The sequence below is a fragment of the Alloalcanivorax venustensis ISO4 genome (genome assembly GCF_015356855.1).
GTDB classification, from domain to species: Bacteria; Pseudomonadota; Gammaproteobacteria; order Pseudomonadales; family Alcanivoracaceae; genus Alloalcanivorax; species Alloalcanivorax venustensis.
In genome coordinates, this window is the sequence record NZ_ARXR01000038.1 from 1 (window position 1) to 22,317 (window position 22,317).

20 protein-coding genes are annotated in these 22,317 nt (G+C 65.6%); 8 read left to right on the forward strand and 12 right to left on the reverse strand.

All coding sequences use genetic code 11. The annotated features are described in order from the left end of the window. Window positions 1–661: 661 nt before the first annotated feature. Window positions 662–3,034 carry a phosphoenolpyruvate synthase gene (gene ppsA / locus ISO4_RS14820; protein ID WP_194856716.1) on the reverse strand — a complete coding sequence of 791 codons (2,373 nt, stop codon included), beginning with the start codon at window positions 3,032–3,034 and terminating at the stop codon, window positions 662–664. A 209-nt stretch (window positions 3,035–3,243) separates the two neighbouring features. On the opposite strand from ppsA, the gene ppsR reads away from it, so the two are divergent. Continuing rightward, window positions 3,244–4,062 (forward strand): posphoenolpyruvate synthetase regulatory kinase/phosphorylase PpsR, encoded by an 819-nt coding sequence (gene ppsR / locus ISO4_RS14825; RefSeq protein WP_142950130.1) that lies wholly within the window; start codon window positions 3,244–3,246, stop codon window positions 4,060–4,062. A 21-nt stretch (window positions 4,063–4,083) separates the two neighbouring features. Here ppsR and prpD read toward each other — a convergent pair whose 3' ends face one another. The 6 genes from prpD to ISO4_RS14855 all read right to left on the reverse strand — a co-directional run bounded on the left by prpD (window position 4,084) and on the right by ISO4_RS14855 (window position 12,257). Continuing rightward, the gene (gene prpD, locus ISO4_RS14830; RefSeq protein WP_194856717.1) at window positions 4,084–5,568 is read right to left on the reverse strand and encodes a 2-methylcitrate dehydratase; all 1,485 of its coding nucleotides are present in this window, start codon (window positions 5,566–5,568) and stop codon (window positions 4,084–4,086) included. 16 nt (window positions 5,569–5,584) lie between these two features. After that, a complete protein-coding gene (gene prpF / locus ISO4_RS14835) occupies window positions 5,585–6,763 on the reverse strand; it encodes a 2-methylaconitate cis-trans isomerase PrpF (RefSeq protein WP_194856718.1) in 1,179 nt (392 codons plus the stop codon). A gap of 22 nt (window positions 6,764–6,785) precedes the next feature. Beyond that, window positions 6,786–9,377 (reverse strand): Fe/S-dependent 2-methylisocitrate dehydratase AcnD, encoded by a 2,592-nt coding sequence (gene acnD, locus ISO4_RS14840; RefSeq protein ID WP_142950133.1) that lies wholly within the window; start codon window positions 9,375–9,377, stop codon window positions 6,786–6,788. A 96-nt stretch (window positions 9,378–9,473) separates the two neighbouring features. Continuing rightward, complete coding sequence (prpC, locus tag ISO4_RS14845; RefSeq protein WP_194856719.1) at window positions 9,474–10,598, reverse strand: bifunctional 2-methylcitrate synthase/citrate synthase; 1,125 nt, start codon at window positions 10,596–10,598, stop codon at window positions 9,474–9,476. 88 nt (window positions 10,599–10,686) lie between these two features. Further along, window positions 10,687–11,580: a methylisocitrate lyase gene (gene prpB, locus ISO4_RS14850; RefSeq protein WP_142950135.1), complete on the reverse strand. Its 894-nt coding sequence runs from the start codon at window positions 11,578–11,580 to the stop codon at window positions 10,687–10,689. Next, the gene (locus ISO4_RS14855; protein WP_142950136.1) at window positions 11,577–12,257 is read right to left on the reverse strand and encodes a GntR family transcriptional regulator; all 681 of its coding nucleotides are present in this window, start codon (window positions 12,255–12,257) and stop codon (window positions 11,577–11,579) included. Before ISO4_RS14855 ends, prpB begins: the two co-directional genes overlap by 4 nt. 224 nt (window positions 12,258–12,481) lie before the next feature. Here ISO4_RS14855 and ISO4_RS14860 point away from each other — a divergent pair, with 224 nt between their 5' ends. Beyond that, entirely contained in the window at window positions 12,482–13,588 is a 1,107-nt protein-coding gene (locus tag ISO4_RS14860) for an anthranilate synthase component I family protein (RefSeq protein WP_323745391.1), read from the forward strand. 181 nt (window positions 13,589–13,769) lie between these two features. Here the strand turns inward: ISO4_RS14860 and thrH are convergent, their stop codons facing one another. The 3 genes from thrH to ISO4_RS14875 all read right to left on the reverse strand — a co-directional run bounded on the left by thrH (window position 13,770) and on the right by ISO4_RS14875 (window position 16,483). Next, window positions 13,770–14,390, reverse strand: coding sequence for a bifunctional phosphoserine phosphatase/homoserine phosphotransferase ThrH (gene thrH / locus ISO4_RS14865; RefSeq protein WP_142950138.1), 621 nt, complete (start codon window positions 14,388–14,390; stop codon window positions 13,770–13,772). Window positions 14,391–14,475: 85 nt separating this feature from the next. Continuing rightward, window positions 14,476–15,450 carry an HTH-type transcriptional regulator CysB gene (cysB, locus tag ISO4_RS14870; RefSeq protein WP_142950139.1) on the reverse strand — a complete coding sequence of 325 codons (975 nt, stop codon included), beginning with the start codon at window positions 15,448–15,450 and terminating at the stop codon, window positions 14,476–14,478. A gap of 118 nt (window positions 15,451–15,568) precedes the next feature. Then, window positions 15,569–16,483 (reverse strand): 5'-nucleotidase, encoded by a 915-nt coding sequence (locus ISO4_RS14875; protein ID WP_142950140.1) that lies wholly within the window; start codon window positions 16,481–16,483, stop codon window positions 15,569–15,571. A 207-nt stretch (window positions 16,484–16,690) separates the two neighbouring features. Here ISO4_RS14875 and ISO4_RS14880 point away from each other — a divergent pair, with 207 nt between their 5' ends. Then, window positions 16,691–17,344, forward strand: coding sequence for a hypothetical protein (locus ISO4_RS14880; RefSeq protein ID WP_194856721.1), 654 nt, complete (start codon window positions 16,691–16,693; stop codon window positions 17,342–17,344). Between the two features lie 59 nt (window positions 17,345–17,403). Here ISO4_RS14880 and ISO4_RS14885 read toward each other — a convergent pair whose 3' ends face one another. Beyond that, window positions 17,404–18,072, reverse strand: a complete 669-nt coding sequence (locus ISO4_RS14885; RefSeq protein WP_142950142.1) for a hypothetical protein — start codon at window positions 18,070–18,072, stop codon at window positions 17,404–17,406. A gap of 114 nt (window positions 18,073–18,186) precedes the next feature. Further along, window positions 18,187–18,639 carry a DUF2489 domain-containing protein gene (locus tag ISO4_RS14890; RefSeq protein WP_228548171.1) on the reverse strand — a complete coding sequence of 151 codons (453 nt, stop codon included), beginning with the start codon at window positions 18,637–18,639 and terminating at the stop codon, window positions 18,187–18,189. Between the two features lie 114 nt (window positions 18,640–18,753). On the opposite strand from ISO4_RS14890, the gene ISO4_RS14895 reads away from it, so the two are divergent. The 5 genes from ISO4_RS14895 to mtnC are packed head-to-tail and all read left to right on the forward strand — an operon-like array spanning window position 18,754 to window position 22,127. Then, on the forward strand, window positions 18,754–19,194 hold the full coding sequence (locus ISO4_RS14895; RefSeq protein WP_185956974.1) for a hypothetical protein: 441 nt from the start codon (window positions 18,754–18,756) through the stop codon (window positions 19,192–19,194). After that, window positions 19,195–20,238, forward strand: a complete 1,044-nt coding sequence (gene mtnA, locus ISO4_RS14900) for an S-methyl-5-thioribose-1-phosphate isomerase (RefSeq protein ID WP_194856722.1) — start codon at window positions 19,195–19,197, stop codon at window positions 20,236–20,238. Further along, entirely contained in the window at window positions 20,238–20,867 is a 630-nt protein-coding gene (locus ISO4_RS14905; protein WP_142950144.1) for a methylthioribulose 1-phosphate dehydratase, read from the forward strand. Before mtnA ends, ISO4_RS14905 begins: the two co-directional genes overlap by 1 nt. Window positions 20,868–20,898: 31 nt before the next feature. Then, window positions 20,899–21,444 carry a 1,2-dihydroxy-3-keto-5-methylthiopentene dioxygenase gene (locus ISO4_RS14910; protein WP_142950145.1) on the forward strand — a complete coding sequence of 182 codons (546 nt, stop codon included), beginning with the start codon at window positions 20,899–20,901 and terminating at the stop codon, window positions 21,442–21,444. Next, on the forward strand, window positions 21,444–22,127 hold the full coding sequence (gene mtnC / locus ISO4_RS14915; RefSeq protein ID WP_221929785.1) for an acireductone synthase: 684 nt from the start codon (window positions 21,444–21,446) through the stop codon (window positions 22,125–22,127). Before ISO4_RS14910 ends, mtnC begins: the two co-directional genes overlap by 1 nt. The last annotated feature ends 190 nt before the right edge of the window (window positions 22,128–22,317 follow it).

Sequence of the window (22,317 nt, forward strand, 5' to 3'; positions counted from 1 at the left end):
CCACCCGGCAGGATTCCAGAGGCCTTTTGTGTTCCGGTGTCCGGCGCTCCGTATCCGAGACGCGGGGCAATGGTGGTGCCTTCCGGGACCGCTCAAGCCATCCCTGGCCGCTGTTAGTTTGGCTATCCCTGGCCAAACAGCTCCCTCCAGGCACCACCATTGCCCCGCTCACTTTGCAGCGGCACCGCCACGGGTCCCAAAACCGCCCGAACCATTCTAAGAAGCTCGGTTTGTGGGAGCTTGCCTTGCAAGCGAAAGGCCGGCAAAGCCGGCCGGCAGGATTCCAGAGACGCTGTTGGTGTCGCGGTTAGATCAGTCTCTGGGATCCTGCCGGGAGCTTCGCTCCCTTTCGCGGGCTGGGCCCGCTCCCACAAGGCTTAATCCCACACCCCCCCAGCTTCGTAGAAAGGTCCGGCGCCGGCGATAACCCGGAACACCGGAATCTCACTCCCGAGCGTGTCTGTGTTATGCCCTTCCGGGACCCTGGAGGACAGGACGTCCGACAGGGAGCGTACAGGGACGTATTCACAGCGTTCCCGGAAGGGCATAACACAGACACGCGCCCCCGGCTGGAGAGACCCCGCCCGGCCAAAACGCGATGCACCATAAAAAAGCCCGGCGCGAAGGCCGGGCTTTTCAGGGGTGGAAACCGGGTCGAGGGTTAGTCGACCAGGTTTTCCGCCAGGTAGAACCAGGTGCCCATCACCGAATCCGGGTTCAGGGACACCGAGGAAATACCCTGGTCCATCAACCAGCGCGCCAGATCCGGGTGATCGGACGGCCCCTGGCCGCAAATGCCCACGTACTTGCCCTGGGCATTGCAGGCGTCGATGGCCATCTTCAGCAGCGCCTTCACCGCCGGGTCGCGCTCGTCGAACAGGTGGCTGACGATGCCGGAGTCCCGGTCCAGGCCCAGGGTCAGCTGGGTCAGGTCGTTGGAGCCGATGGAGAAGCCGTCGAAGTACTGCAGGAACTCGTCGGCGAGCAGCGCGTTGGTGGGCAGCTCGCACATCATGATCACCCGCAGGCCTTCGTCGCCGCGCTTGAGCCCGTTCTTGGCGAGTAGATCGATCACCTGCTCGGCCTCGCCCGGGGTGCGCACGAACGGCACCATCACTTCCACGTTGGTGAAGCCCATCTGCTCACGGACTTTCTTGATCGCGCGGCACTCCAGTTCGAAGCAGTCGCGGAAGTTTTCGCTGATGTAGCGGCTGGCGCCCCGGAAGCCGAGCATCGGGTTTTCTTCGTCCGGCTCGTAGAGGCTGCCGCCGATAAGGTTGGCGTATTCGTTGGACTTGAAGTCGGACAGGCGCACGATCACCTTTTCCGGATGGAAGGCGGCGGCCAGCGTGGCGATGCCTTCCACCAGTTTCTCGACGTAGAAGTCCACCGGATCGTCGTAGCCGGCGATGCGCTTGTCGGCGGCCTGTTTCACGTCGCGCGGCAGGCTGCCGTAGTTCAACAGCGCCTTGGGGTGCACGCCGATCATCCGGTTGATGATGAACTCGAGACGGGCCAGGCCCACGCCCTGGTTGGGCAGCGTGGCGAAATCGAAGGCGCGGTCCGGGTTGCCCACGTTCATCATGATCTTGAACGGCAGCTTGGGCATGGACTCGATGGAGTTGCGCTGGATGTCAAAGTCCAGCTTGCCTTCGTAGATGTTGCCGGTGTCGCCCTCGGCGCAGGAGACGGTCACTTCCTGGCCGTCCTTGAGCAGGTCGGTGGCGTCGCCGCAGCCGACGATGGCCGGCACGCCCAGTTCACGGGCGATGATCGCCGCGTGGCAGGTGCGCCCGCCGCGGTTGGTGACGATGGCGGAGGCGCGCTTCATCACCGGTTCCCAGTCCGGGTCGGTCATGTCGGTGACCAGCACGTCGCCGGGCTGCACACGGTCCATTTCCTTGATGTTGGAGACGATGCGCACCGGGCCGGCGCCGATGCGCTGACCGATGGCGCGGCCTTCCACCAGCACCTTGCCGGTCTGCTTGAGCAGGTAGCGCTCCATCACGGAGGCGTCGGAACGGCTCTTCACGGTCTCCGGACGGGCCTGGACGATGTAGAGCTTGCCGTCGTCGCCGTCCAGCGCCCATTCGATGTCCATGGGCATGCCGTAGTGCTTTTCGATCTCGATGGCCTGGCGGGAAAGGTCTTCCACCTGGGCATCGGTGAGGCAGAAGCGCAGCCGGTCGGCGCTGTCCACGTCCACGGTTTGCACCGATTTGCCGGCGCTGGCTTCGCTGCCGTAGACCATTTTCTGCATTTTGCTGCCCAGGTTGCGGCGCAGAATGCAGGGGCGCTTGTTCAGCAGCGTCTTCTTGTGGACATAAAACTCATCCGGGTTTACGGCGCCCTGCACCACCATTTCGCCCAGGCCGTAGGAGGCGGTGATGAACACCACGTCGCGGAAGCCGGATTCGGTGTCCAGGGTGAACATGACCCCGGCGGCGCCGGTCTCGGAGCGCACCATTTGCTGCACGCCGGCGGACAGGGCCACCAGTTTGTGGTCGAAGCCCTGGTGCACCCGGTAGCTGATGGCGCGGTCGTTGAACAGGGAGGCGAACACTTCCTTCACCGCCACCATCACATGGTCGAGGCCGCGAATGTTGAGGAAGGTTTCCTGCTGACCGGCGAAGGAGGCGTCCGGCAGGTCTTCGGCGGTGGCGGAAGAGCGCACCGCCACCGGCAGTTCGCCGTCGCCGCCGCCCATCTTCTCATAGGCGTCGCGGATCGCCGCTTCCAGCTCCGGCTGGAAGGGGGCGTCCACCACCCATTTACGGATCTTCTCACCGGTTTCCGCCAGAGCCACCACGTCTTCCACGTCCAGCGCCCCGAGAGCGTCATTGATCTTGGTGGTCAGATCGTTGTGCTCGAGGAAGTCGCGGAAGGCTTCCGCGGTGGTCGCAAAACCGCCCGGGACGGACACGCCGGCCGCCGCCAGGTTGCTGATCATCTCGCCAAGGGAGGCGTTCTTGCCACCGACGCGCTCGACATCGCCCTTGCCCAGATCCTGAAACCAGACTACGTATTCCGCCAAGGTCGTCTCCTTAAGTATTGCTGGCCTGGGGAGCCTCCGACCCACTCTTGGCGCGCTCTGGCTTTACGCTTCAGGTCGCCGGGGGGTGTTTCGAGGCTCTCTTAACTTTACCGGAATGAATGGAGGCGCCATTCTACCCAAAACATCAGCGCTTTGCCCGCCCGGATTGGGCAATCTGTTACGACTTTTGTGGAAGGAGCATCGAGCCCATGGCCAGAACCGCCTTTTTTATCTCCGACGGCACCGGCATCACCGCCGAGACCCTCGGTCACAGTCTGCTGAGCCAGTTCGGCGGCATCAAATTCGACCAGGTGACGATCCCCTATGTGGCCTCGGATGACCTGACCCGGGAAGCGGTGGCCCGAATTGACCGGACGGCGCAGACCGACGGCGCCAAACCCATCGTCTTTTCCACCCTGGTCAACGACGACCACCGCGCCATCCTGCACACCTGCAAGGGCAAGGTGCTGGATCTGTTCACCGCCTTCCAGAAGCCGCTGGAAGACGAGCTCGGCGTCACCGCCAACCACAAGGTCGGGCAGAGCCACGCGATCCGCGATCAGCAGGCGTACCGCATCCGCATCAACGCGGTGCACTTCGCGCTGGACAACGACGACGGCGCGCGCACCCGCTATTACGACCAGGCGGATCTGATTCTGGTGGGGGTGTCACGCTCCGGCAAGACGCCGACCTGCCTCTATCTGGCGCTGCAGTTCGGCCTGTTCGCGGCCAACTACCCGCTCACCGAGGACGATTTCGACGATCTGCGCTTGCCCGATGCGCTGGCCCCGCACAAACACAAGCTGTTCGGCCTGACCATCAACGCCGACCGGCTCAGCGCCATTCGCAGCGAACGCAAGGCGGGCAGCCGCTACGCGTCACCGCGCCAGTGCGATATGGAAGTGCGCGCCCTGCAGGCGCTCTACAACAAGTTCAATATTCCCCACCTGGACGCCACCGAGCTGTCCATCGAGGAAATCAGCACCCGCATCCTCGCCACCACCGGGCTGCAGCGCCGGCTGCAATAACCGGCGCCGCCGGCGGCCGGTTCAGATCACGAACCGGTCCATGAACTCGTTGACCGGCGTGTCGTTGAGCCGCACCGGGTCCAGACACAGGTCCATGATCTCCGCCACGCGGGCGGCCGGGAAACGGGTCGCCAGGTTGCGTTTGAACTTCTGTTCCAGCACCGGGATGCCCTCTTCCCGGCGCCGGCGGTGGCCGATGGGGTACTCCACCGCGACCTGGTCGGTGCTTGAGCCGTCCTTGAAGAACACCTGGATGGCGTTGGCGATGGAGCGCTTTTCCGGGTCGTGATAGTCCTTGGAATAGCGCTCGTCCTCGACGATCTCCATCTTGTCGCGCAGCTCGTCGATCCGCGGGTGCGCCTCGTGGAACTCGTCCTCGTAGTGCTCCGCCACCAGGTTGCCGAAGATCAGCGGCACCGCCGTCATGTACTGGATGCAGTGGTCCCGGTCCGCCGGGTTGGCGAGCGGCCCCTGCTTGGAAATGATGCGGATCGCCGAGTCGTGGGTCGTGATCACGATGCGGTCGATCTCATCGAGGCGGTCCTTCACCTGCGGGTGCAGGGTGACCGCCGCTTCGCAGGCGGTCTGGCTGTGGAATTCCGCCGGGAAGCTGATCTTGAAGAGGATGTTCTCCATCACGTAACTGCCGTAGTCACGCTGGAATTTGAACTTGCGGTCCTCCTCGGGCTTGAGCTTCTGGTCCTTGTTGGTCTTGGAAAACAGGACGTCGTAGAAGCCCCACTGGGGCGCGGACAGCGCGCCGGGGATGCCCATCTCACCGCGCAGGGCGATGTCCGCCAGGCGCACCGCCCGGCTGGTGGCGTCGCCGGCGGCCCAGGATTTGCGCGAGCCGGCGTTGGGAGCGTGCCGGTAGGTACGCAGCGCCTGGCCGTCCACCCAGGCGTGGGAGACCGCCGACAGCAGCTGCTTCCGGTTGGCCCCCATCATCCGCGCCACCACCGCAGTGGAGGCCACCTTGACCAGCAGTACATGGTCCAGGCCCACCCGGTTAAAGGAGTTTTCCAGCGCCAGCACGCCCTGGATCTCGTGGGCCATGATCATGGCCTCGAGCACGTCCTTGATGGTCAGCGGCGCCTTGCCGTTGGCGAGGTTTTTCTGTGACAGGTAGTCGGCCACTGCGAGAATGCCGCCGAGATTGTCCGAGGGGTGGCCCCACTCCGCCGCCAGCCAGGTGTCGTTGTAATCCAGCCAGCGCACGATGCAGCCGATGTCCCAGGCCGCCTTCACCGGGTCGAGCCGGTGCGGCGTCCCCGGCACCCGGGCGCCGTGGGGCACCTGAGTGCCCTCCACCAGCGGCCCCAGATGTTTGCTGCACTCCGGGAAACGCAGTGCCAGCAAACCGCAGCCCAGGGTGTCGATCAGGCAGTTGCGGGCGGTGTCCCAGGCCTCCTCGGAGTCGATCCGATAGTCGAGGACATAGTCCACGATGGCCTGGATTTCCGGATCGTAATCCGGGCGCAGGTTCTGGTCGACGTTGCTGCTCATGGGGCCTCCTTTCTGTCTAGAATGCGTCTCCGGGTACGCGCACCCAGCCTTCCATCAAGACGCGGGCGCTGCGGCTCATGCTGGCCTTGGTAACCACCCATTCGCCGTCCTGCTGGTGGGCTTCGCCGCCCACCCGCAGGGTGCCGGACGGGTGCCCGAAACGCACCGCGTCCCGTTCGCCGCCGCCGGCGGCCAGGTTCACCAGGGTGCCGGGAATCGCCGCGGCGGTGCCGATGGCCACCGCCGCCGTGCCCATCATGGCATGGTGCAGCTTGCCCATGGACAGCGCCCGCACCAGCAGGTCCACGTCGCCGGCGGCCACTTTTTTACCGCTGGACGCCACATAGTCGCGCGGGCCGGCCACGAACGCCACCTTGGGCGTGTGTTGCCGCTGCTCCGCCTCTTCCAGGGACTGGATCAGGCCCATGCGCAGGGCGCCGTGGGCGCGCAGGGTTTCGAACATGGCCAGGGCGCGGGCGTCCTCGTTGATGTCGCCCTGCAGCTCGGCGCCGGTGTAGCCCACGTCCTCGGCGTTGACGAACACGGTGGGGATACCGGCGTTGATCATGGTCGCCTTGATGGTGCCGATACCGGGCACGTCCAGGTCGTCCACCGGGTTGCCGGTGGGGAACATGGCGCCGTCGCCGTCCGCCGGGTCCATGAAATCGATCACCACTTCCGCCGCCGGGAAGGTCACCCCGTCCAGCTCGAAGTCGCCGGTTTCCTGAACCCGGCCGTCGGTGATCGGCACATGGGCGACGATGGTCTTTTCGATATTGGCCTGCCAGATACGCACCACCGCCACGCCGTTATCGGGGATGCGGTCGGCGGCCACCAGGCCGTTGCTGATGGCGAAGGCGCCCACCGCCGCGGTCAGGTTGCCGCAGTTACCGCTCCAGTCGATGAACGGCTTGTCGATGGAGACCTGGCCGAACAGGTAGTCCACGTCGTGGTCCGGGCTGTCGCTTTTCGACAGGATCACCGTCTTGCTGGTGCTGGACGTGGCGCCGCCCATGCCGTCGGTGTGCTTGCCGTAGGGGTCGGGGCTGCCGATCACCCGCAGCAGCAGCGCGTCCCGGGCGGGCCCGGGGACGCGTGCCGCTTCCGGCAGATCGTTAAGGCTGAAGAACACGCCCTTGCTGGTGCCGCCACGCATGTAGGTGGCGGGGATTTTGATCTGGGCTGCGTGAGCCATGGTACGGATCCTCGCGATTGCGTTAGCTGGCGGCCTGCATGAAGTCCTTGGCGAAGCGCTGCAGAATGCCGCCGGCGGAATACACGGAGACTTCCTCGGCGGTGTCCAGGCGGCAGATCACCGGGATACGCTCCACGTCGCCGTTGGCGCGGTGCATCACCAGGGTCAGCTCGGCGCGCGGCGACGGCTCGCCTTCCACGTCGAACACCTCGGTGCCGTCGATGCCCAGGGTGTGGCGAGTGGTGCCCTCCTGGAACTGCAGCGGCATCACGCCCATGCCGATCAGGTTGGTGCGGTGAATGCGCTCGAAGCCTTCCGCCACGATCGCTTCCACGCCGGCCAGCGCCACGCCCTTGGCGGCCCAGTCGCGGGACGAGCCCTGGCCGTAGTCAGCGCCGGCGATGATGATCAGCGGCTGCTTGCGTTCCATGTAGGTTTCGATCGCTTCCCACATGCGCATCACTTCGCCTTCCGGCTCCACCCGGGCCAGCGAGCCCTGGATCACATTGCCGTCTTCGTCGCGCACCATTTCATTGAACAGTTTCGGGTTGGCGAGCGTGGCCCGTTGGGCGGTGAGGTGGTCACCGCGATGGGTGGCGTAGGAGTTAAAGTCCTCCTCCGGCAGGCCCATCTTGTGCAGGTAGGCGCCGGCGGCGCTGTCCAGCAGGATGGCGTTGGACGGCGACAGATGGTCGGTGGTGATGTTGTCCGGCAACACCGCCAGCGGCCGCATGTTCTTGAGCGCGCGGGCCTCCGCCATGGTGCCTTCCCAGTACGGCGGGCGGCGGATGTAGGTGGACTGCGGGCGCCAGTCGTACAGCGGGCTCACCGCCTTCGCGCCGCCCTCTTTCTTCTCGAACATGGGAATGTAGGTACGGCGGAACTGCTCCGGCTTGACGCTGGATTTAACGATGGCGTCGATCTCGCTGTCGTCCGGCCAGATGTCCTTGAGCATGATCGGCTTGCCGTCCGCGTCATGGCCGAGCACGTCCTTCTCGATATCGAAACGGATGGTGCCGGCGATGGCGTAGGCCACCACCAGCGGCGGCGAGGCCAGGAACGCCTGCTTCGCGTAGGGGTGGATACGGCCGTCGAAGTTACGGTTGCCGGACAGCACCGCGGTGGCGTACAGATCCCGGTCGATCACTTCTTTCTGGATTTCCGGGTCCAGGGCGCCGCTCATGCCGTTGCAGGTGGTGCAGGCGAACGCCACCACGTCGAAGCCAAGCTGCTGCAGCTCCGGCAACAGTTCCGCTTCCTCCAGGTACATCTTCACGGTCTTGGAGCCCGGCGCCAGGGACGACTTCACCCACGGCTTGCGGATCAGGCCCAGCCGGTTGGCGTTACGGGCGATCAGACCGGCGGCGATCATGTTGCGCGGGTTGCTGGTGTTGGTGCAGGAGGTGATGGCGGCGATGATCACCGCGCCGTCGGGCATTTCGCCCTCTTTCTCTTCCCAGGCACCGGCCACGCCGCGCGCCGCCAGGTCCGACGCCGGCAGCAGCGCGTGCGGGTTGGACGGGCCGGCCAGGTTGCGGCCCACCGAGGACAGGTCGAACTTCAGCACGCGCTCGTAGTCCGCGCCCTTGAGGGCGTCCGCCCACAGGCCGGTCTCCTTGGCGTACTTCTCCACCAGGGCCACCTGCTCGTCTTCGCGGCCGGTCAGTCTCAGGTAATCCAGGGTGTTGTCGTCGATAAAGAACATGCCGGCGGTGGCGCCGTATTCCGGGGTCATGTTGGCGATGGTGGCGCGGTCGCCCACGGACAGGCTGTCCGCCCCTTCGCCGAAGAACTCCAGATAGGCGCCGACCACCCGCTCCTTACGCAGGAACTCGGTGATCGCCAGCACCAGGTCGGTGCCGGTGATGCCCGGCTTGAGCTTGCCGGTGAGCTCCACGCCGACGATGTCGGGCAGGCGCATCATGGACGGGTTGCCCAGCATCACGTTTTCCGCTTCCAGGCCGCCCACGCCCACGGAGATCACGCCCAGCGCGTCCACCATGGGGGTGTGGCTGTCGGTGCCCACGCAGGTGTCCGGGTAGGCCACGCCTTCGCGCACCTGCACCACCGGCGACATCTTCTCCAGGTTGATCTGGTGCATGATGCCGTTGCCCGGCGGGATCACGTCCACGTTATCAAAGGCGGTCTTGGTCCAGTTGATAAAGTGGAAGCGGTCCTCGTTGCGGCGGTCTTCCACCGCCCGGTTCTTCTCGAAGGCGTTCTCCTCGAAGCCCGGGTGTTCCACCGCCAGGGAGTGGTCGACGATCAGCTGGGTGGGCACCACCGGGTTGATCTTGGACGGGTCGCCGCCCTGCTCGGCGATGGTGTCACGCAGGCCGGCCAGATCCACCAGGGCGGTCTGGCCGAGAATGTCGTGGCACACCACGCGCGCCGGGTACCAGGGGAAATCCAGATCCCGCTTACGCTCGATCAGCTGTTTCAGGGCATCCGTCAGCGCCGCCGGCTCGCAGCGGCGCACCAGCTGCTCGGCGAGAATGCGGGAGGTGTACGGCAGCGTGTCGTAGGCGCCGGGCTGGATCGCGTCCACCGCGGCTCGGGTATCGAAGTAGTCCAGATCCGTGCCTGGAAGGCGTTTGCGGTATTCGGTGTTCATGCCTGGGAGTACCTGAGTAGAAAATGGGGAGTGCGGGGCGAGCACGGCGGACGTTCGGCGACGCGAACGCCCGTCCGTTCTCGTTCAAGGCGTGCCTTATCGCTCGGCGATGGGCGTGACCTTGCGCAGTTCCGGGCCGGTGTAGTCGGCGCTGGGACGGATAATGCGGTTGTCCGCGCGCTGCTCGAACACATGGGCGGCCCAGCCGGTCAGGCGGCTCATCACGAAGATGGGCGTGAACAGCTTGGTGGGGATGCCCATGAAGTGGTAGGCGGACGCGTGGAAGAAGTCGGCGTTACAGAACAGCTTCTTCTCGCGCCACATCACTTCCTCGCAACGTACCGACACCGGGTACAGGGTGGTGTCGCCCACGTCCTCGGCCAGCTTCTCGGCCCAGTGCTTGATGATCGCGTTGCGCGGATCGGACTCGGTGTAAATGGCGTGGCCGAAGCCCATGATCTTCTCTTTGCGCTCGAGCATGCCGAGCATGCCTTTTTCGGCGTCGTCGGCGTCGCTGAACTTCTCGATCATGGCCATCGCGGCTTCGTTGGCGCCGCCGTGCAGCGGGCCGCGCAGGCTGCCGATGGCGCCGGTGACACAGCTGTGGATATCGCTGAGCGTGGACGCGCAGACGCGGGCCGTGAAGGTGGACGCGTTGAATTCGTGCTCCGCGTACAGGATCAGCGATACGTTCATCACCGTCTCATGCAGCTGGTTGGGCTTCTCGCCGCGCAGCATGTGCAGGAAGTGGGCGCCGATGGAATCGTCGTCGGTCTCGGTGTCCACGCGCACGCCGTCGTGGCTGAACCGGTACCAGTAACAGATGATGCTCGGGAACGCGGCCAGCATGCGGTCGGCCTGGTCGTCCTGCTGGTCGAAGCTGGTCTCGGTTTCCAGGTTGCCGAGCATGGAGCAGCCGGTGCGCATCACATCCATGGGATGGGCGCCCTTGGGGATCCGCTCGAGCACTTCCTTGAGCGCCTGGGGCAGCCCGCGAAGGCCTTTCAGCTTGGTTTTGTAGGCGTCCAGCTCGCTCTGGTCGGGCAGCTCGCCCTTGAGGATCAGGTACGCCACCTCTTCGAACTGGCAGTTCTCCGCCAGATCCTTCACGTCGTAGCCGCGATAGGTCAGGCCGGAGCCGGATTTGCCCACCGTGGAGAGCGCGGTCTTGCCCGCTACCTGGCCACGCAGGCCGGCGCCGCCAACTTTCTTCTCTGCCATCGTCGTTTTCCTCTGCTCAAGAAGTGAAACACTGCCGGCCCGGCGTGACCGGGCACCAGGTGCCGTCACCGGCCGGCAGCGGGTTGATTTATTCGCCGCGTTGCTGGGCGAACAGTTCGTCAAGCTTGCGTTCGTAGTCGTGGTAGCCCAGGAAGTCGTACAGTTCCATGCGCGTCTGCATGGTGTCCACCACGTTTTTCTGGGTGCCCTCTTCGCGAATCGTGCGGTACACGTTCAGCGCCGCCTGGTTCATGGCGCGGAACGCGGACAGCGGATAAAGGATCATGCTGGCGCCGGCGTCGCTGAGCTCCTCGCGGGTGAACAGCGGCGTGGCGCCGAATTCGGTGATATTGGCCAGCAGCGGCGCGCCGCCGAGGCCCTCGGCGAACGCCTTGTAGTCTTCCAGGGTGTGCACCGCCTCGGCGAAAATGCCGTCGGCGCCCGCTTCCAGGCAGGCGCGGGCGCGATCGACCGCCGCGTCCAGGCCCTCTTTCTGGAACGCGTCGGTGCGCGCGATGATAAAGAAGTCCTGGTCGGTGCGGGCGTCGGCGGCGGCCTTGATGCGGTCCACCATCTCCGCCTTGGAGACGATTTCCTTATTGGGGCGGTGGCCGCAGCGCTTCTGCGCCACCTGGTCTTCCAGGTGCACGGCGCCGGCGCCGGCGCGGATCATTTCCTTCACCGTGCGGCCGATGTTGAAGGCGCCGCCCCAGCCGGTGTCGATGTCCACCAGCAACGGCACGTCGGTGGCGGCGCTGATGCGGCGCACGTCCTCGAGCACATCGTTCATGGTGGTCATGCCCAGGTCCGGCAGCCCGTAGGAGGCGTTGGCCACGCCGCCGCCGGACAGGTAGATGGCGCGGTAACCGACCTGCTCGGCCATCATTGCCGTGTAGGCGTTAATCGTGCCCATGATCTGCAGGGGCTGTTCCTCGGCCAGGGCGCGCCGGAAACGGGCGCCGGCACTGTTCGACTGGGTCATTGTGGACTCCTTTGCTGGGCCTGCTGTTCGATGTTTTCCCGTGCCCGGCTGATATGCCGGCGCATCAGCAGCTCGGCCATTTCGGCGTCACGCGCCTCAATGGCTTCGACAATGCGGCGGTGCTCGTGCAGGGCTTTTTGCGGCCGGTTGGCCACGGTGCTGAATTGGTACCGGTACATGCGCACCAGGTGGTAGAGCTCGCCGATCAGCATGCGGATCAGCGTGCGATTGTGGCTGCCCTGGATGATGCGGTAATGAAAATCCAGGTCGCCCTCGCGTTGAAAATAGGCGGTGTCGTGGCGCAGGTCCTGCTGCTGCTCATGTTGGCCGAGCAGCTCGGTGAGGCCGGCCACCTCCTCGGCGGTCATCAGCCGGGCGGCGAGGCCGGCGGCCAGCCCTTCCAGGGCCTCGCGCACATGGTAGATTTCGATCAGGTCGTCGAAGCTGAGCGACGCCACGCGGGTGCCGACGTGCACCTCGCGCTCCAGCAGCTTGCGCGATTCCAGGCGGCGGATCGCCTCGCGCAGCGGCCCCCGGCTGACCCCGTAGCGGCCGGCCAGGTCGGTTTCGCTGACCTTGCTGCCCGGGGCGATCACGCCGCGCACGATATCGTCCTGGAGCCGGCTGAAGACCCGATCCGCCAGGGTGCGCGAGCTGTCTACCAGGACTTCGTTCATGGGGGGCGCTCATTCCGGTAGGCCGGGTCACCGTTCGGCGGCGGCCATTGTCGACAATTGTTCCAAGTGGCGGGCACTCTACCCGCACCGCCCCGACCTTTCAATGGTTATTGTCGACAATGGCGCCGGGCTCGCGGGCCGCCGCCACGGGCGCTACACTACGCGCTCCCCGCGGCCGGGCGCCCGCCCCGCCGCCATCGCTCAGAGAATTCAGGGTCGAAAGCGTGCAACCTGTGCAAGTTGTGGTGACTCGAAACGGCGAGCTCCAGGCCCTGGGGCCGCCGGCGCTGACGCTGCGCGCCGACAGCGCGGCGGACATCGAAGCCCTGCCCGCCCGCGTCGAGCAGGCCCTCGCCGAAGGCTGCCGGTTCGCCTGCGGCCTGGTGCCCTACGAAACCGGCGCCCTGCTGCACGGGCTGCCGGTGGCCGGGAAGCGCACCGGCATCACCGTGCACCTGTTCGATCACCCGCCCGGCCCGATGCCGGAACAGCGCGCGCCCTTTCAGCTGCGCCGCGAGTTCGAAGCCCAGCAAAGCGCCACCGACTACCTACAGGCGCTGGCGCGCATTCAGCACTACCTGCGCGCCGGCGACTGCTATCAGGTCAACTACGCGCAACGCTTCGAGGCGCGCTGGGACGGCGACGCCCTGGGCGGCTTCCAGCGGCTGGTGGCGGCGCACCCGGCGCCCCACGCCTGCTTCTTCCGGGACGGGGAGGATGCGGTGTTCGGCGTGTCGCCGGAGCGCTTTCTGAGTGTTCAGGGGCGGGACGTGGTGACCGAGCCGATCAAGGGCTCCCGGCCCCGCGGCGCCACCGAGGTGGAAGACCGGGCCCTGGGCCGCGCCCTGCTCCGCCACCCCAAGGACCGCGCCGAAAACCTGATGATCGTGGACCTGCTGCGCAACGACCTGGGCCGCTTCTGCGACGCCGGCTCGATCCAGGCGGACCCGCTGTTCGAACTGCGCCGCTTCAGCAACGTGCAGCACCTGGTCTCCACCGTGCGCGGCCGGCTGCGCGACGGCGTCGCCCCGCTCGCCGCGCTGATAAGCGCCTTCCCCGGCGGCAGCATCACCGGCGCCCCCAAGAAACGCGCCATGCAGATCATCCAGGAACTGGAACCCGCCCCGCGCGGCGCCTACTGCGGCAGCCTGTTCTGGCAGGACGACCAGGGCCGCTTCGACAGCAACATCCTGATCCGCACCCTGCAAACCGACGGCGACCGCCTCCACTGCCACGGCGGTGGCGGCATTGTTTTCGATTCCGATCCGGACGAGGAATACGCGGAGAGCTGGTTTAAGGTCCGAAAACTAATGACAGCAGTTAACAGTTAACAGTGAATAGTTAACAGCGCGCGGGTGGGATTGGCAGAGGCGTCGAAAGCCGTGCCCGCGCACATTGCGTTTGAGCAACCCGAACCTTGCTAACTCGCAAACCTCGCAGCCGCGCTTTGTTTCCGCTATTAACTGTTCACTATTAACTATTAACTAACCCACCGCCGTCTCAACGGAGTTCTTAGCTAAGCGGAATATCCCTTTCGCTCGCCTTAATGATCTCCCCTTTGAGATCCTCATACGTTTGTACTGAGGGGAATTGCGGGAATTCGGCGATGACGTTGTCGGGGGCGTGGAACAGGATGCCCTGGTCCGCTTCGCTGAGCATGGTGGTGTCGTTGTAGGAGTCGCCGGCGGCGATGATGCGGTAGTTGAGGGTGTGCAGGGCTTTCACCGAGGCGCGCTTGGGGTCTTTCTGGCGCAGGATGTAGTCGGTGATGCGGCCGTTGTCGTCCACCGCCAGGCGGTGGCACAGCAGGGTCGGCGAACCGAGCTTGCGCATCAGCGGGCGGGCGAACTCATAGAAGGTGTCCGAGAGGATGATCAGCTGGAAATGCTCGCGGGCCCACTCGACGAATTCCACCGCGCCGTCCAGCGGGTCCAGGGTGTCGATCACCTTCTGGATGTCCGGCAGGCCGTAGCCGTGCTGGTCGAGGATGCCGAGCCGCATTTTCATCAGCTCGTCGTAGTCGGGAATGTCCCGGGTGGTGGCGCGCAGCTCGTCGATACCGGTGCGCTCGGCGAAGTTGATCCAGATTTCCGGAATCAGCACCCCTTCCAAATCGAGACAAAGCAATTCCACGATGATCCCCTAGGTCGTTGAAGGCGGGCACAATGTAGCCGCGCGCCCGGCGCTTTGCAACGGCCAGGGGCCGCCGCCGGGCGCGTCAGCGCACCGGCAGGTCCAGGTCGGCGAACAGCACCTCCCGCTCTTCGCGGGTGCTGGCGCGGACCGCCGCGTCCACCCGTTCGCGGGTGAGATGGGGGGCGAAGGTTTGCAGGAATTCGTACATAAAGCCGCGCAGGAAGGTGCCCTTGCGGAATCCGATGCGGGTGGTGCTGGGTTCGAACAGATGGCCGGCGTCCAGATTCACCAGGCCTTTGTCCTGCACCGGGTCCACCGCCATGTGGGCGACGATGCCCACGCCCATGCCCAGGCGCACGTAGGTTTTGATCACGTCGGCGTCGGCGGCGGTGAACACCACCCGGGGCTCCAGCCCTTTGCGCGCGAAGGCGTCGTCGAGCTTGCTGCGCCCGGTGAAACCGAACACATAGGTGACCAGCGGGTAGTCCGCCAGGGCTTCCAGGGTGAGCGGTTTGACCTCGGTGAGGGGATGACCCTCGGGCACCACCACGGTCCGGTTCCAGCGGTAACAGGGCATCATCACCAGGTCGGAGAACAGGTCCAGCGCTTCGGTGGCGATGGCGAAATCGACGCTGCCGTCGGCGGCCATCTCGGCGATCTGCATCGGCGTGCCCTGGTTCATGTGCAGGGACACGTCCGGAAAACGCTTGGTGAACTGCTGGATCACCGGCGGCAGCGCGTAGCGCGCCTGGGTGTGGGTGGTGGCGATGCTCAGGTCGCCCTTGGTTTCGTCGCGGAACTCCTGGGCCACCCGCTTGATCGATTCGGTCTGCTGCAGGATTTCCCCGGCGATGCGCAGAATCGCCTCGCCGGCGGGCGTCACATGGGTCAGGTGTTTGCCGCTGCGGGCGAACACTTCCACGCCCAGTTCATCCTCCAGCATGCGGATCTGCTTGCTGATGCCCGGCTGCGACGTATACAACGCCTGGGCGGTGGCGGATACGTTGAGGTCATGGCGCGCCACTTCCCAGATGTAGCGTAGCTGCTGCAGCTTCATCGAATGCTCCTTGCCGGCGACACCCGCCGTTTACGCGGAGTTATAAGAATAGCCGAAATTATGCATTCCAAGCATAGAGGCAAGCAAAGACGCTGGCAACGGGAAGCCGGCGGGCGCGTCAGGCGTCTTCCGGGCGCGGGTTGGAAATGCCGTGGGGCACATGACCGGCGGCCACGTGTTCCCGGGCCGATTCGCAATGGCCCTGCTGATCGTCGAAGAACACGTCCGCGCCGAACGCCTTCAGAAAGGGCCCTTTGGGCAGCCCGCCCAGGAACAGGCTTTCGTCCAGGCGAATGCCCCAGCCGCGCAGGGTGCGCACCACCCGTTCATGGGCCGGCGCCGAGCGGGCGGTGACCAGCGCGGTGCGAATCGGGCAGCGTTGCGGGGAAAACTCCCGCTGAATCTGATGCAGGGCTTCCAGAAACGCCTTGAACGGACCGTCGCTGAGCGGCTGCCGGGCGGCCTGCTTTTCGCTGGCGGTGAAGGCTTCCAGCCCGCTGCTCTGGAACACCTGCTCGGACTCGTCGGAGAACAATACCGCGTCGCCGTCGAAGGCGATGCGCAGCAGGTCGTCCTTATGCTGCAGCCCGGCGCCGGAAAGAATGGTGGCGGCGGCGTAGCCGGCATCCAGAACCTGGCGCACATCCTCGGGATCGGTGGACAGGAACAGATGGGCGCCGAACGCGGACACATAGCGGTGCGGGCTTTCGCCGCCGGCGAACGCCGCCCGGGTGATCGGCAGACCGTAATGCTCGATGGAATTGAACACGCGCAGGCCGGTGTCGGAGCTGTTGCGTGACAACAGGATCACCTCCACCCGGCCGGCGCCCTCTTCCAGCTCGTTGATCGCCAGCAGCTTGGTCACCAGAGGGAAGGCGTCGCCGGGTGGCAGCACGTCGTCCTCATGGGCGATCTGATAATCCTGGTAGGCGTCCAGGCCTTCCTTCTCGAACACCCGGTGGCTGTCGCTGAGATCGAACAGGGCCCGGGAGCTGATCGCCACCACCAATTTTCCGTCAAAGGACGCCGGCATAGCCCACCTTTTTTCCACCGTCATTCAATTGGGCGCAGTATCACCGCTGTCCGATAAAACCACAACACGACCACCGTGTTACAGGAATTGACCAGAAAGCCTGCAAAGCCAACCCCCTTGGCGGTTGTCCAGCTTAAAAATGTGACATACAGTTTCCTGGACGTCCGCACCGCGGACCCAAATCAGCACGGGGAAAGGGAGTCATCCATGGCCGTTAATAAGGTAAGAGATCGTCTCGACGAACTGCAGGCGCAGATTCGCAAACTCGCCGAGCGCTTCGACAATGAACGCGACAAGCAAATCGCCCAGCTGGAATCCCAGCTCGAGAAAGCCCGCCAACGGGTCAGCGAAGAAATGAAGCGCCGCCGCGACAGCCTCAACCGGCTGGAGAAGCTGCAGAACGAGTACCGGGACAAAGCCAACGCCACGGTGCAGCGCCAGCTCGACCGCGCCCGCAAGGCCGTGGACGACGCCCGCAAACGGGTGGACGACTCCGAAGCCCGCAAGCGCTTTCTGGAAACCGAAGTGAAGGTGCTCAAGGCCACCGCCAAACAGGCCAACAGCCTGGCCAAGGTGATCAACCAGTACCAGAAGGATCTGGAGAAGCGCGCCAAGGACATCGAGAAGCGGGTCAGCCCTTCCGCCCGCAAGGCACCGGCCAAGAAAGCCGCCGCCAAGAAAAGCGCGGCTAAAAAGAGCCCCGCCAAGAAAGCCGCGGCCAAGAAAAGCACCGCGAAAAAGAGCGCCGCCAAGAAGAGCGCGGTGAAGAAAGCCCCGGCCAAGAAGAAGGCGGCCCGCAAGGCGCCCGCCAAGAAGGCGGCGAGCTCCGGAGACTCCGGCGGCGCCACCCCCTCAAGCTGAACGCAAAGCGGCCCGGGCATCACCACCCGGGCCGCTTCGCTTCACGCCGGCTGAACGGGTTACGGCTGCAGGAGCAGCGACTCGAAATACGCCACCACCGGTTTCTGGTGGGATTTTTCCATCGCCGGAATGCCCTTCTCCACCGAGGACGCGGACGCCTTCTTGATGGTGGCGCGGGCACCGGACACCAGCCCGCGATTGATACGGCCCAGCTCCAGATTGCCCACGGTTTTGTCGAGATAGTTCTCGATGGCGCCGGCGCTGATGCCGTCCATCACTTCCACCAGGCGCGGCATCTGGCCGTTGCCGTCGGCGAATTCCTGGAACACCAGCGAGGCACGCTCGGCCAGCGCCGGCGACAGCGGGTAACCGATGTAGACCTGACCGTCCTTCTCCAGCCGCAGGTTGCGGAAGTGCTCGGCCAGCGCGCGCTGCTCTTCAACGCTGGTCTTGCGCATCAGGCGCCCGGCCAGGCCGTGGGCGGCTTTACTGATGACCTTCATGGCACCAAGGATCACGTTCACCGCGGTGCCCTTGGCGTTGACCGCGTCGATGGGCCCGGTGAAGTAGGTGTGCAGCACTTCGTCGAGGAAGGGATCCATGATCGCTTCCAGTTCCTGCACATGGTTGCTGTCCGGTTCTTCGCGGGTAATTTCCAGGAAGGCGTCGATCCGGTCGCGCAACTCGTCGGAGGCCGGAAAGGCCACGTAAAGGGTGGGTTGGCTCATAATTATCGGCTCGGCTTACTGCGATTCAGAAGCCGCGGATGATAATTCAAGCCCGCGCCGGAAACGTCCGCCTTCGCGACTGCGGGCCTTGTCTGTGGGGTCAGTCGAAGCGGATCAGACGGCGACCCGTGCACGCCAGGCGTCCAGCACGCCGGCCAGGCGCTCGGCGGCGGCACGCACCGCCGCGCCCTGCTCTTCCTCCAGGCGCAGCCGCGCCACGTCCTGACGGTTGCGCTCCGCCGGCGCCAGCTCGCGGCGCTGCTCGCCGCGGGTGAAGTGACCGCAGTCTTCCGCCAGACGGTGGATCGCCGCCAGATCCACTTTCGGCTCAATGCCCTGGGGCAGGCAGTCCAGCAGCACGCTGATGCGGATGCTGGCCTCGGCGCTGTCCACTTGTTCCTGCAGCAGGGCGCGGCAGAGAATGCTCAGGTTCTCCAGCACGTCGAGATGCCGGGCGGCCTGCCGGCGCCGCTCTTCACGTTTGCGCGAAGCCCGCAGGATCAACATCCCCAGCAGCGCGCCTATGGCGAGCCCCATGAGGGCCACGAGTACCAACTTCCAAGCCATGCCGGTGCATCCTTAAAGCGATTGATTTGCGACCTACAAGCCACCATTGTACGGCACGTGGCATCAGCAACCCATGAACACCACCGCAACGCCGCCCACGGAGAGGCAACGCCTTTGGATCTGAACCTCCAGCGCGACTGGCAACCCCTGCTCGAACAGCTCCAGCCCCTGCTGCCGATTCTCACCGTCACCGGCGTGGTGATGGCCGTGGCGTCGATGCTGGCGATTCCCTGGCTGCTGGTGCGCATGCCCCAGGATTACTTCAACACCCCCAGCCGGCCGCTCCATTACCGGGGCCCGCTGGGCTGGTGCCTCTGGCTGGTGCGCAACGCCCTGGCGCTGGTGCTGCTGGCCGCCGGCATCCTGATGCTGGTGCTGCCCGGCCAGGGCATTCTGACCATTCTGATCGCGCTGATGGTCAGCACTTTTCCGGGGAAATACCGCATGGAACGCGCTATCATGCGCCGCCCGAGGGTGCTGCGCGCGGCCAACTGGATTCGCCGCCGCTACCACAAGCCCGAGCTCAACCCACCCCGCGACACCGAGAGGCCCTGAATGCCCATTGATAGTCCCGCCATCCGCTGGCTCGACGATCATTTGCTGCTGCTGGATCAACGCCATCTGCCGTTACGCACCGAGTGGCTGGCGATCCACGACGCCGCCGGCGCCGCCGGCGCGATCCGCGACATGGCGGTACGCGGCGCCCCGGCGATCGGCATCACCGCCGCCTACGGCCTGGCGCTGGAAGCCCTGGGCCTGGGCCGGCGCGCGTCCCTGGAAACACTGCGCCCGGCGCTGGAAACCCTGGCCGCCAGCCGCCCCACCGCGGTCAATCTGTTCTGGGCCCTGGAGCGCCTGCAGCGGCTCGGCGCCGACCTGGAAGGCGAGGCCCTGGGCCGCCGCCTGGCCCGCGAAGCGGAGAGCATTCACCAGGACGACCAGGCCGCCAATCTGCGCCTGGGCGAACTGGGCGCCGCCCTGCTGCCCCACGACGCCCGCGTCTATACCCACTGCAACACCGGCGCGCTGGCCACCGGCGGCCACGGCACCGCCCTGGGCATCATCCGCTCCGCCTGGCGCGGCGGCCATCTGCGCGAGGTGATCGCCGGCGAGACCCGCCCCTGGCTGCAGGGCGCCCGGCTCACCACCTGGGAGCTGATGCAGGAAAACATTCCCGTCACCCTGGTGGCGGACAGCGCCGCCGGCATGTTGATGGCGGCGGGCCGCGTCGATGCGGTGGTGGTGGGCGCGGACCGCATCGCCGCCAACGGCGACACCGCCAACAAGATCGGCACCTACGGGCTCGCCGTGCTGGCCCGTCACCACGGTCTGCCGTTCATCGTCGCGGCGCCGGATTCCACCCTGGACCCGGCCATGACCGACGGCGGAGGTATCGTCATCGAGGAGCGCGCCGCCGACGAAGTGCGCCGGGTGGGCGGCCAGCCCCTGGCACCGGAACAGTGCCCGGTCTACAACCCGGCGTTCGACGTGACGCCGGCCGCGTTGATCACCGCCATCGTCACCGAGAGCGGCGTGGTGCACTCGCCGGACGCGGCCAGCGTCGCCGAGCATCTGTCGCGCCTGAACCGGAGGTCCTGATGAGTCACCGCCCCTACTCCACCAGCGCCTACCGGGAAGCGGCCCGCGCCCTGGCCGCCATCGGCCGCCGCATCTACGGCCAGGGCTGGTCGCCGGCCACCAGCAGCAATTATTCGCTGCGCCTCAACGAGGACCACGCGGCGATCACCCGTTCCGGCCGCGACAAAGGCCTGCTGGAAGAGACCGACATCATGGTGGTGGACATGGAAGGCGCCGCCGTCGGCGACGGCAAGCCCTCCGCCGAGACCCTGCTGCACACCCAGCTCTACCGCCGGCTGCCGGACTGCGGCGCGGTGCTGCACACCCACAGCCACGCCTCCACGGTGCTCACCATGCACTGGCCCGCCGACCACATCACCCTGGAAGGCTACGAACTGCTCAAGGCCCTGGACGGCGTGCAAACCCATGACACGCGGCTTACCATTCCGGTGTTTGAAAACAGCCAGGACATCGCCGCGCTGGCGGCCGAGGTGGACCGGGCCATGGACGCCGGCGACGCCGGCCACGCCTACCTGATCCGCGGCCACGGCCTGTACACCTGGGCGGCGGACATCGGCGCCTGCTATCGCCAGCTGGAAGCGCTGGAAACCCTGCTGGCCGTGGAACTGGACCGGCGCCGCCTGGGCTGATCGGCGGCGGCCCCCTGAGGAGGAAAACCCCATGAGTAATTTGAAAGTGTTTCGCGACGGGCATCCCGAGCAACCCGAACAGATCATCAACGACAAGCTGGCCATGGCCGAGGAACTGGCCAAGGTGGGCATTCGCTACGAACAATGGCAGGCCGTCGGCGCGCTCACCGAGCAGCCCAGCCAGGAAGAAGTGCTGGACGTCTATCGCCGGGAAATCGACCGGCTGATCGACGAGGAAGGCTACCAGAGCGTGGACGTGGTCAGCATGACCCCGGAGCACCCGCAGAAACAGGCGGCGCGGGAAAAATTCCTTGAGGAACACAGCCACAGCGAAGACGAAGTGCGGTTCTTCGTCGACGGCCAGGGCCTGTTCAGCCTGCACATCGGCGAGCGCATCTACGAAGTGCTGTGCACCAAAGGCGACCTGATCTCGGTGCCGGCCAACACCCCGCACTGGTTCGACATGGGGCCCAACCCCAACTTCACCGCCATCCGCTTGTTCAATAACCCGGAAGGCTGGGTCGCCAACTTCACCGGCAGCGACATCGCCCAGCGTTTTAATCGTCTGGAGAATTGATGATCCGCGCCATTCTCACCGACATCGAAGGCACCACCAGCAGCATCCGCTTCGTCAAGGAAGTGCTGTTCCCCTACGCCGCCGAACAGATGGGCGACTTTCTGGCGCGCCACTGGGACGACCCGGCGGTGGTGGAACAGATGGCGGCGGCGCGGCAAGAGAGCGGTGAAGCGCTGGCCACGCCGGAACAGGCCGCCGCGCTGATGCGCGCCTGGATTGATGAAGACCGCAAAGCCACGCCGCTGAAAGCGCTGCAGGGCATGATCTGGGAAAGCGGCTATCGCAACGGCGATTACCAGGCGCACCTTTATCCGGACGCCGCCCGGCGGCTGCGCGACTGGCACCACCAGGGCTTTCCGCTGTACGTCTACTCCTCCGGTTCGGTGGCCGCCCAGAAGCTGTTCTTCGGCTACTCGGAAGCCGGCGACCTGACGCCGCTGTTCCAGGGTTACTTCGACACCACCAGCGGCGGCAAGAAAGAAGCCGCCAGCTACCGGCGCATCAGCGAGGCGATCGGCCTGCCCGGCCACGAGATTCTGTTTCTCTCCGACGTGGAAGCCGAACTCGACGCCGCCCGCGAGGCCGGCCTGCACACCGTGCTGCTGGATCGGGACAACGCCCTGCCCGACGGTGCCCACCCCAGGGTTACCGACTTCGACGCCATCGATCCCGCTTCCTTCTAGCGCATGTGGTTCCCTCCAGAGGGAATTTGGCCCTGTGGTAGGCCGTTCCCTCCAGAGGGGCCGCGTGTCTGTGGGCCAGGCCTTGTGGGAGCGGGCCCTGCCCGCGAAAGGGAGCGGAGCTCCCGGCAGGATTCCAGAGACCTTTATCGTTCCGGTGTTCGGTTGCTCCGTATCCGAGACGCGGTGCAAT

Coding starts and splice junctions, on each gene's coding strand:
- prpC (WP_194856719.1), bottom strand. CDS start 10,598: ATGGCAGAGAAGAAAGTTGGCGGCGCCGGCCTGCGTGGCCAGGTAGCG.
- ISO4_RS14885 (WP_142950142.1), bottom strand. CDS start 18,072: ATGAGCCAACCCACCCTTTACGTGGCCTTTCCGGCCTCCGACGAGTTG.
- ISO4_RS14855 (WP_142950136.1), bottom strand. CDS start 12,257: ATGAACGAAGTCCTGGTAGACAGCTCGCGCACCCTGGCGGATCGGGTC.
- acnD (WP_142950133.1), bottom strand. CDS start 9,377: ATGAACACCGAATACCGCAAACGCCTTCCAGGCACGGATCTGGACTAC.
- cysB (WP_142950139.1), bottom strand. CDS start 15,450: ATGAAGCTGCAGCAGCTACGCTACATCTGGGAAGTGGCGCGCCATGAC.
- ISO4_RS14910 (WP_142950145.1), top strand. CDS start 20,899: ATGAGTAATTTGAAAGTGTTTCGCGACGGGCATCCCGAGCAACCCGAA.
- ISO4_RS14905 (WP_142950144.1), top strand. CDS start 20,238: ATGAGTCACCGCCCCTACTCCACCAGCGCCTACCGGGAAGCGGCCCGC.
- ppsR (WP_142950130.1), top strand. CDS start 3,244: ATGGCCAGAACCGCCTTTTTTATCTCCGACGGCACCGGCATCACCGCC.
- mtnC (WP_221929785.1), top strand. CDS start 21,444: ATGATCCGCGCCATTCTCACCGACATCGAAGGCACCACCAGCAGCATC.
- prpB (WP_142950135.1), bottom strand. CDS start 11,580: ATGACCCAGTCGAACAGTGCCGGCGCCCGTTTCCGGCGCGCCCTGGCC.
- ISO4_RS14880 (WP_194856721.1), top strand. CDS start 16,691: ATGGCCGTTAATAAGGTAAGAGATCGTCTCGACGAACTGCAGGCGCAG.
- ISO4_RS14875 (WP_142950140.1), bottom strand. CDS start 16,483: ATGCCGGCGTCCTTTGACGGAAAATTGGTGGTGGCGATCAGCTCCCGG.
- prpD (WP_194856717.1), bottom strand. CDS start 5,568: ATGAGCAGCAACGTCGACCAGAACCTGCGCCCGGATTACGATCCGGAA.
- ISO4_RS14890 (WP_228548171.1), bottom strand. CDS start 18,639: ATGGCTTGGAAGTTGGTACTCGTGGCCCTCATGGGGCTCGCCATAGGC.
- prpF (WP_194856718.1), bottom strand. CDS start 6,763: ATGGCTCACGCAGCCCAGATCAAAATCCCCGCCACCTACATGCGTGGC.
- mtnA (WP_194856722.1), top strand. CDS start 19,195: ATGCCCATTGATAGTCCCGCCATCCGCTGGCTCGACGATCATTTGCTG.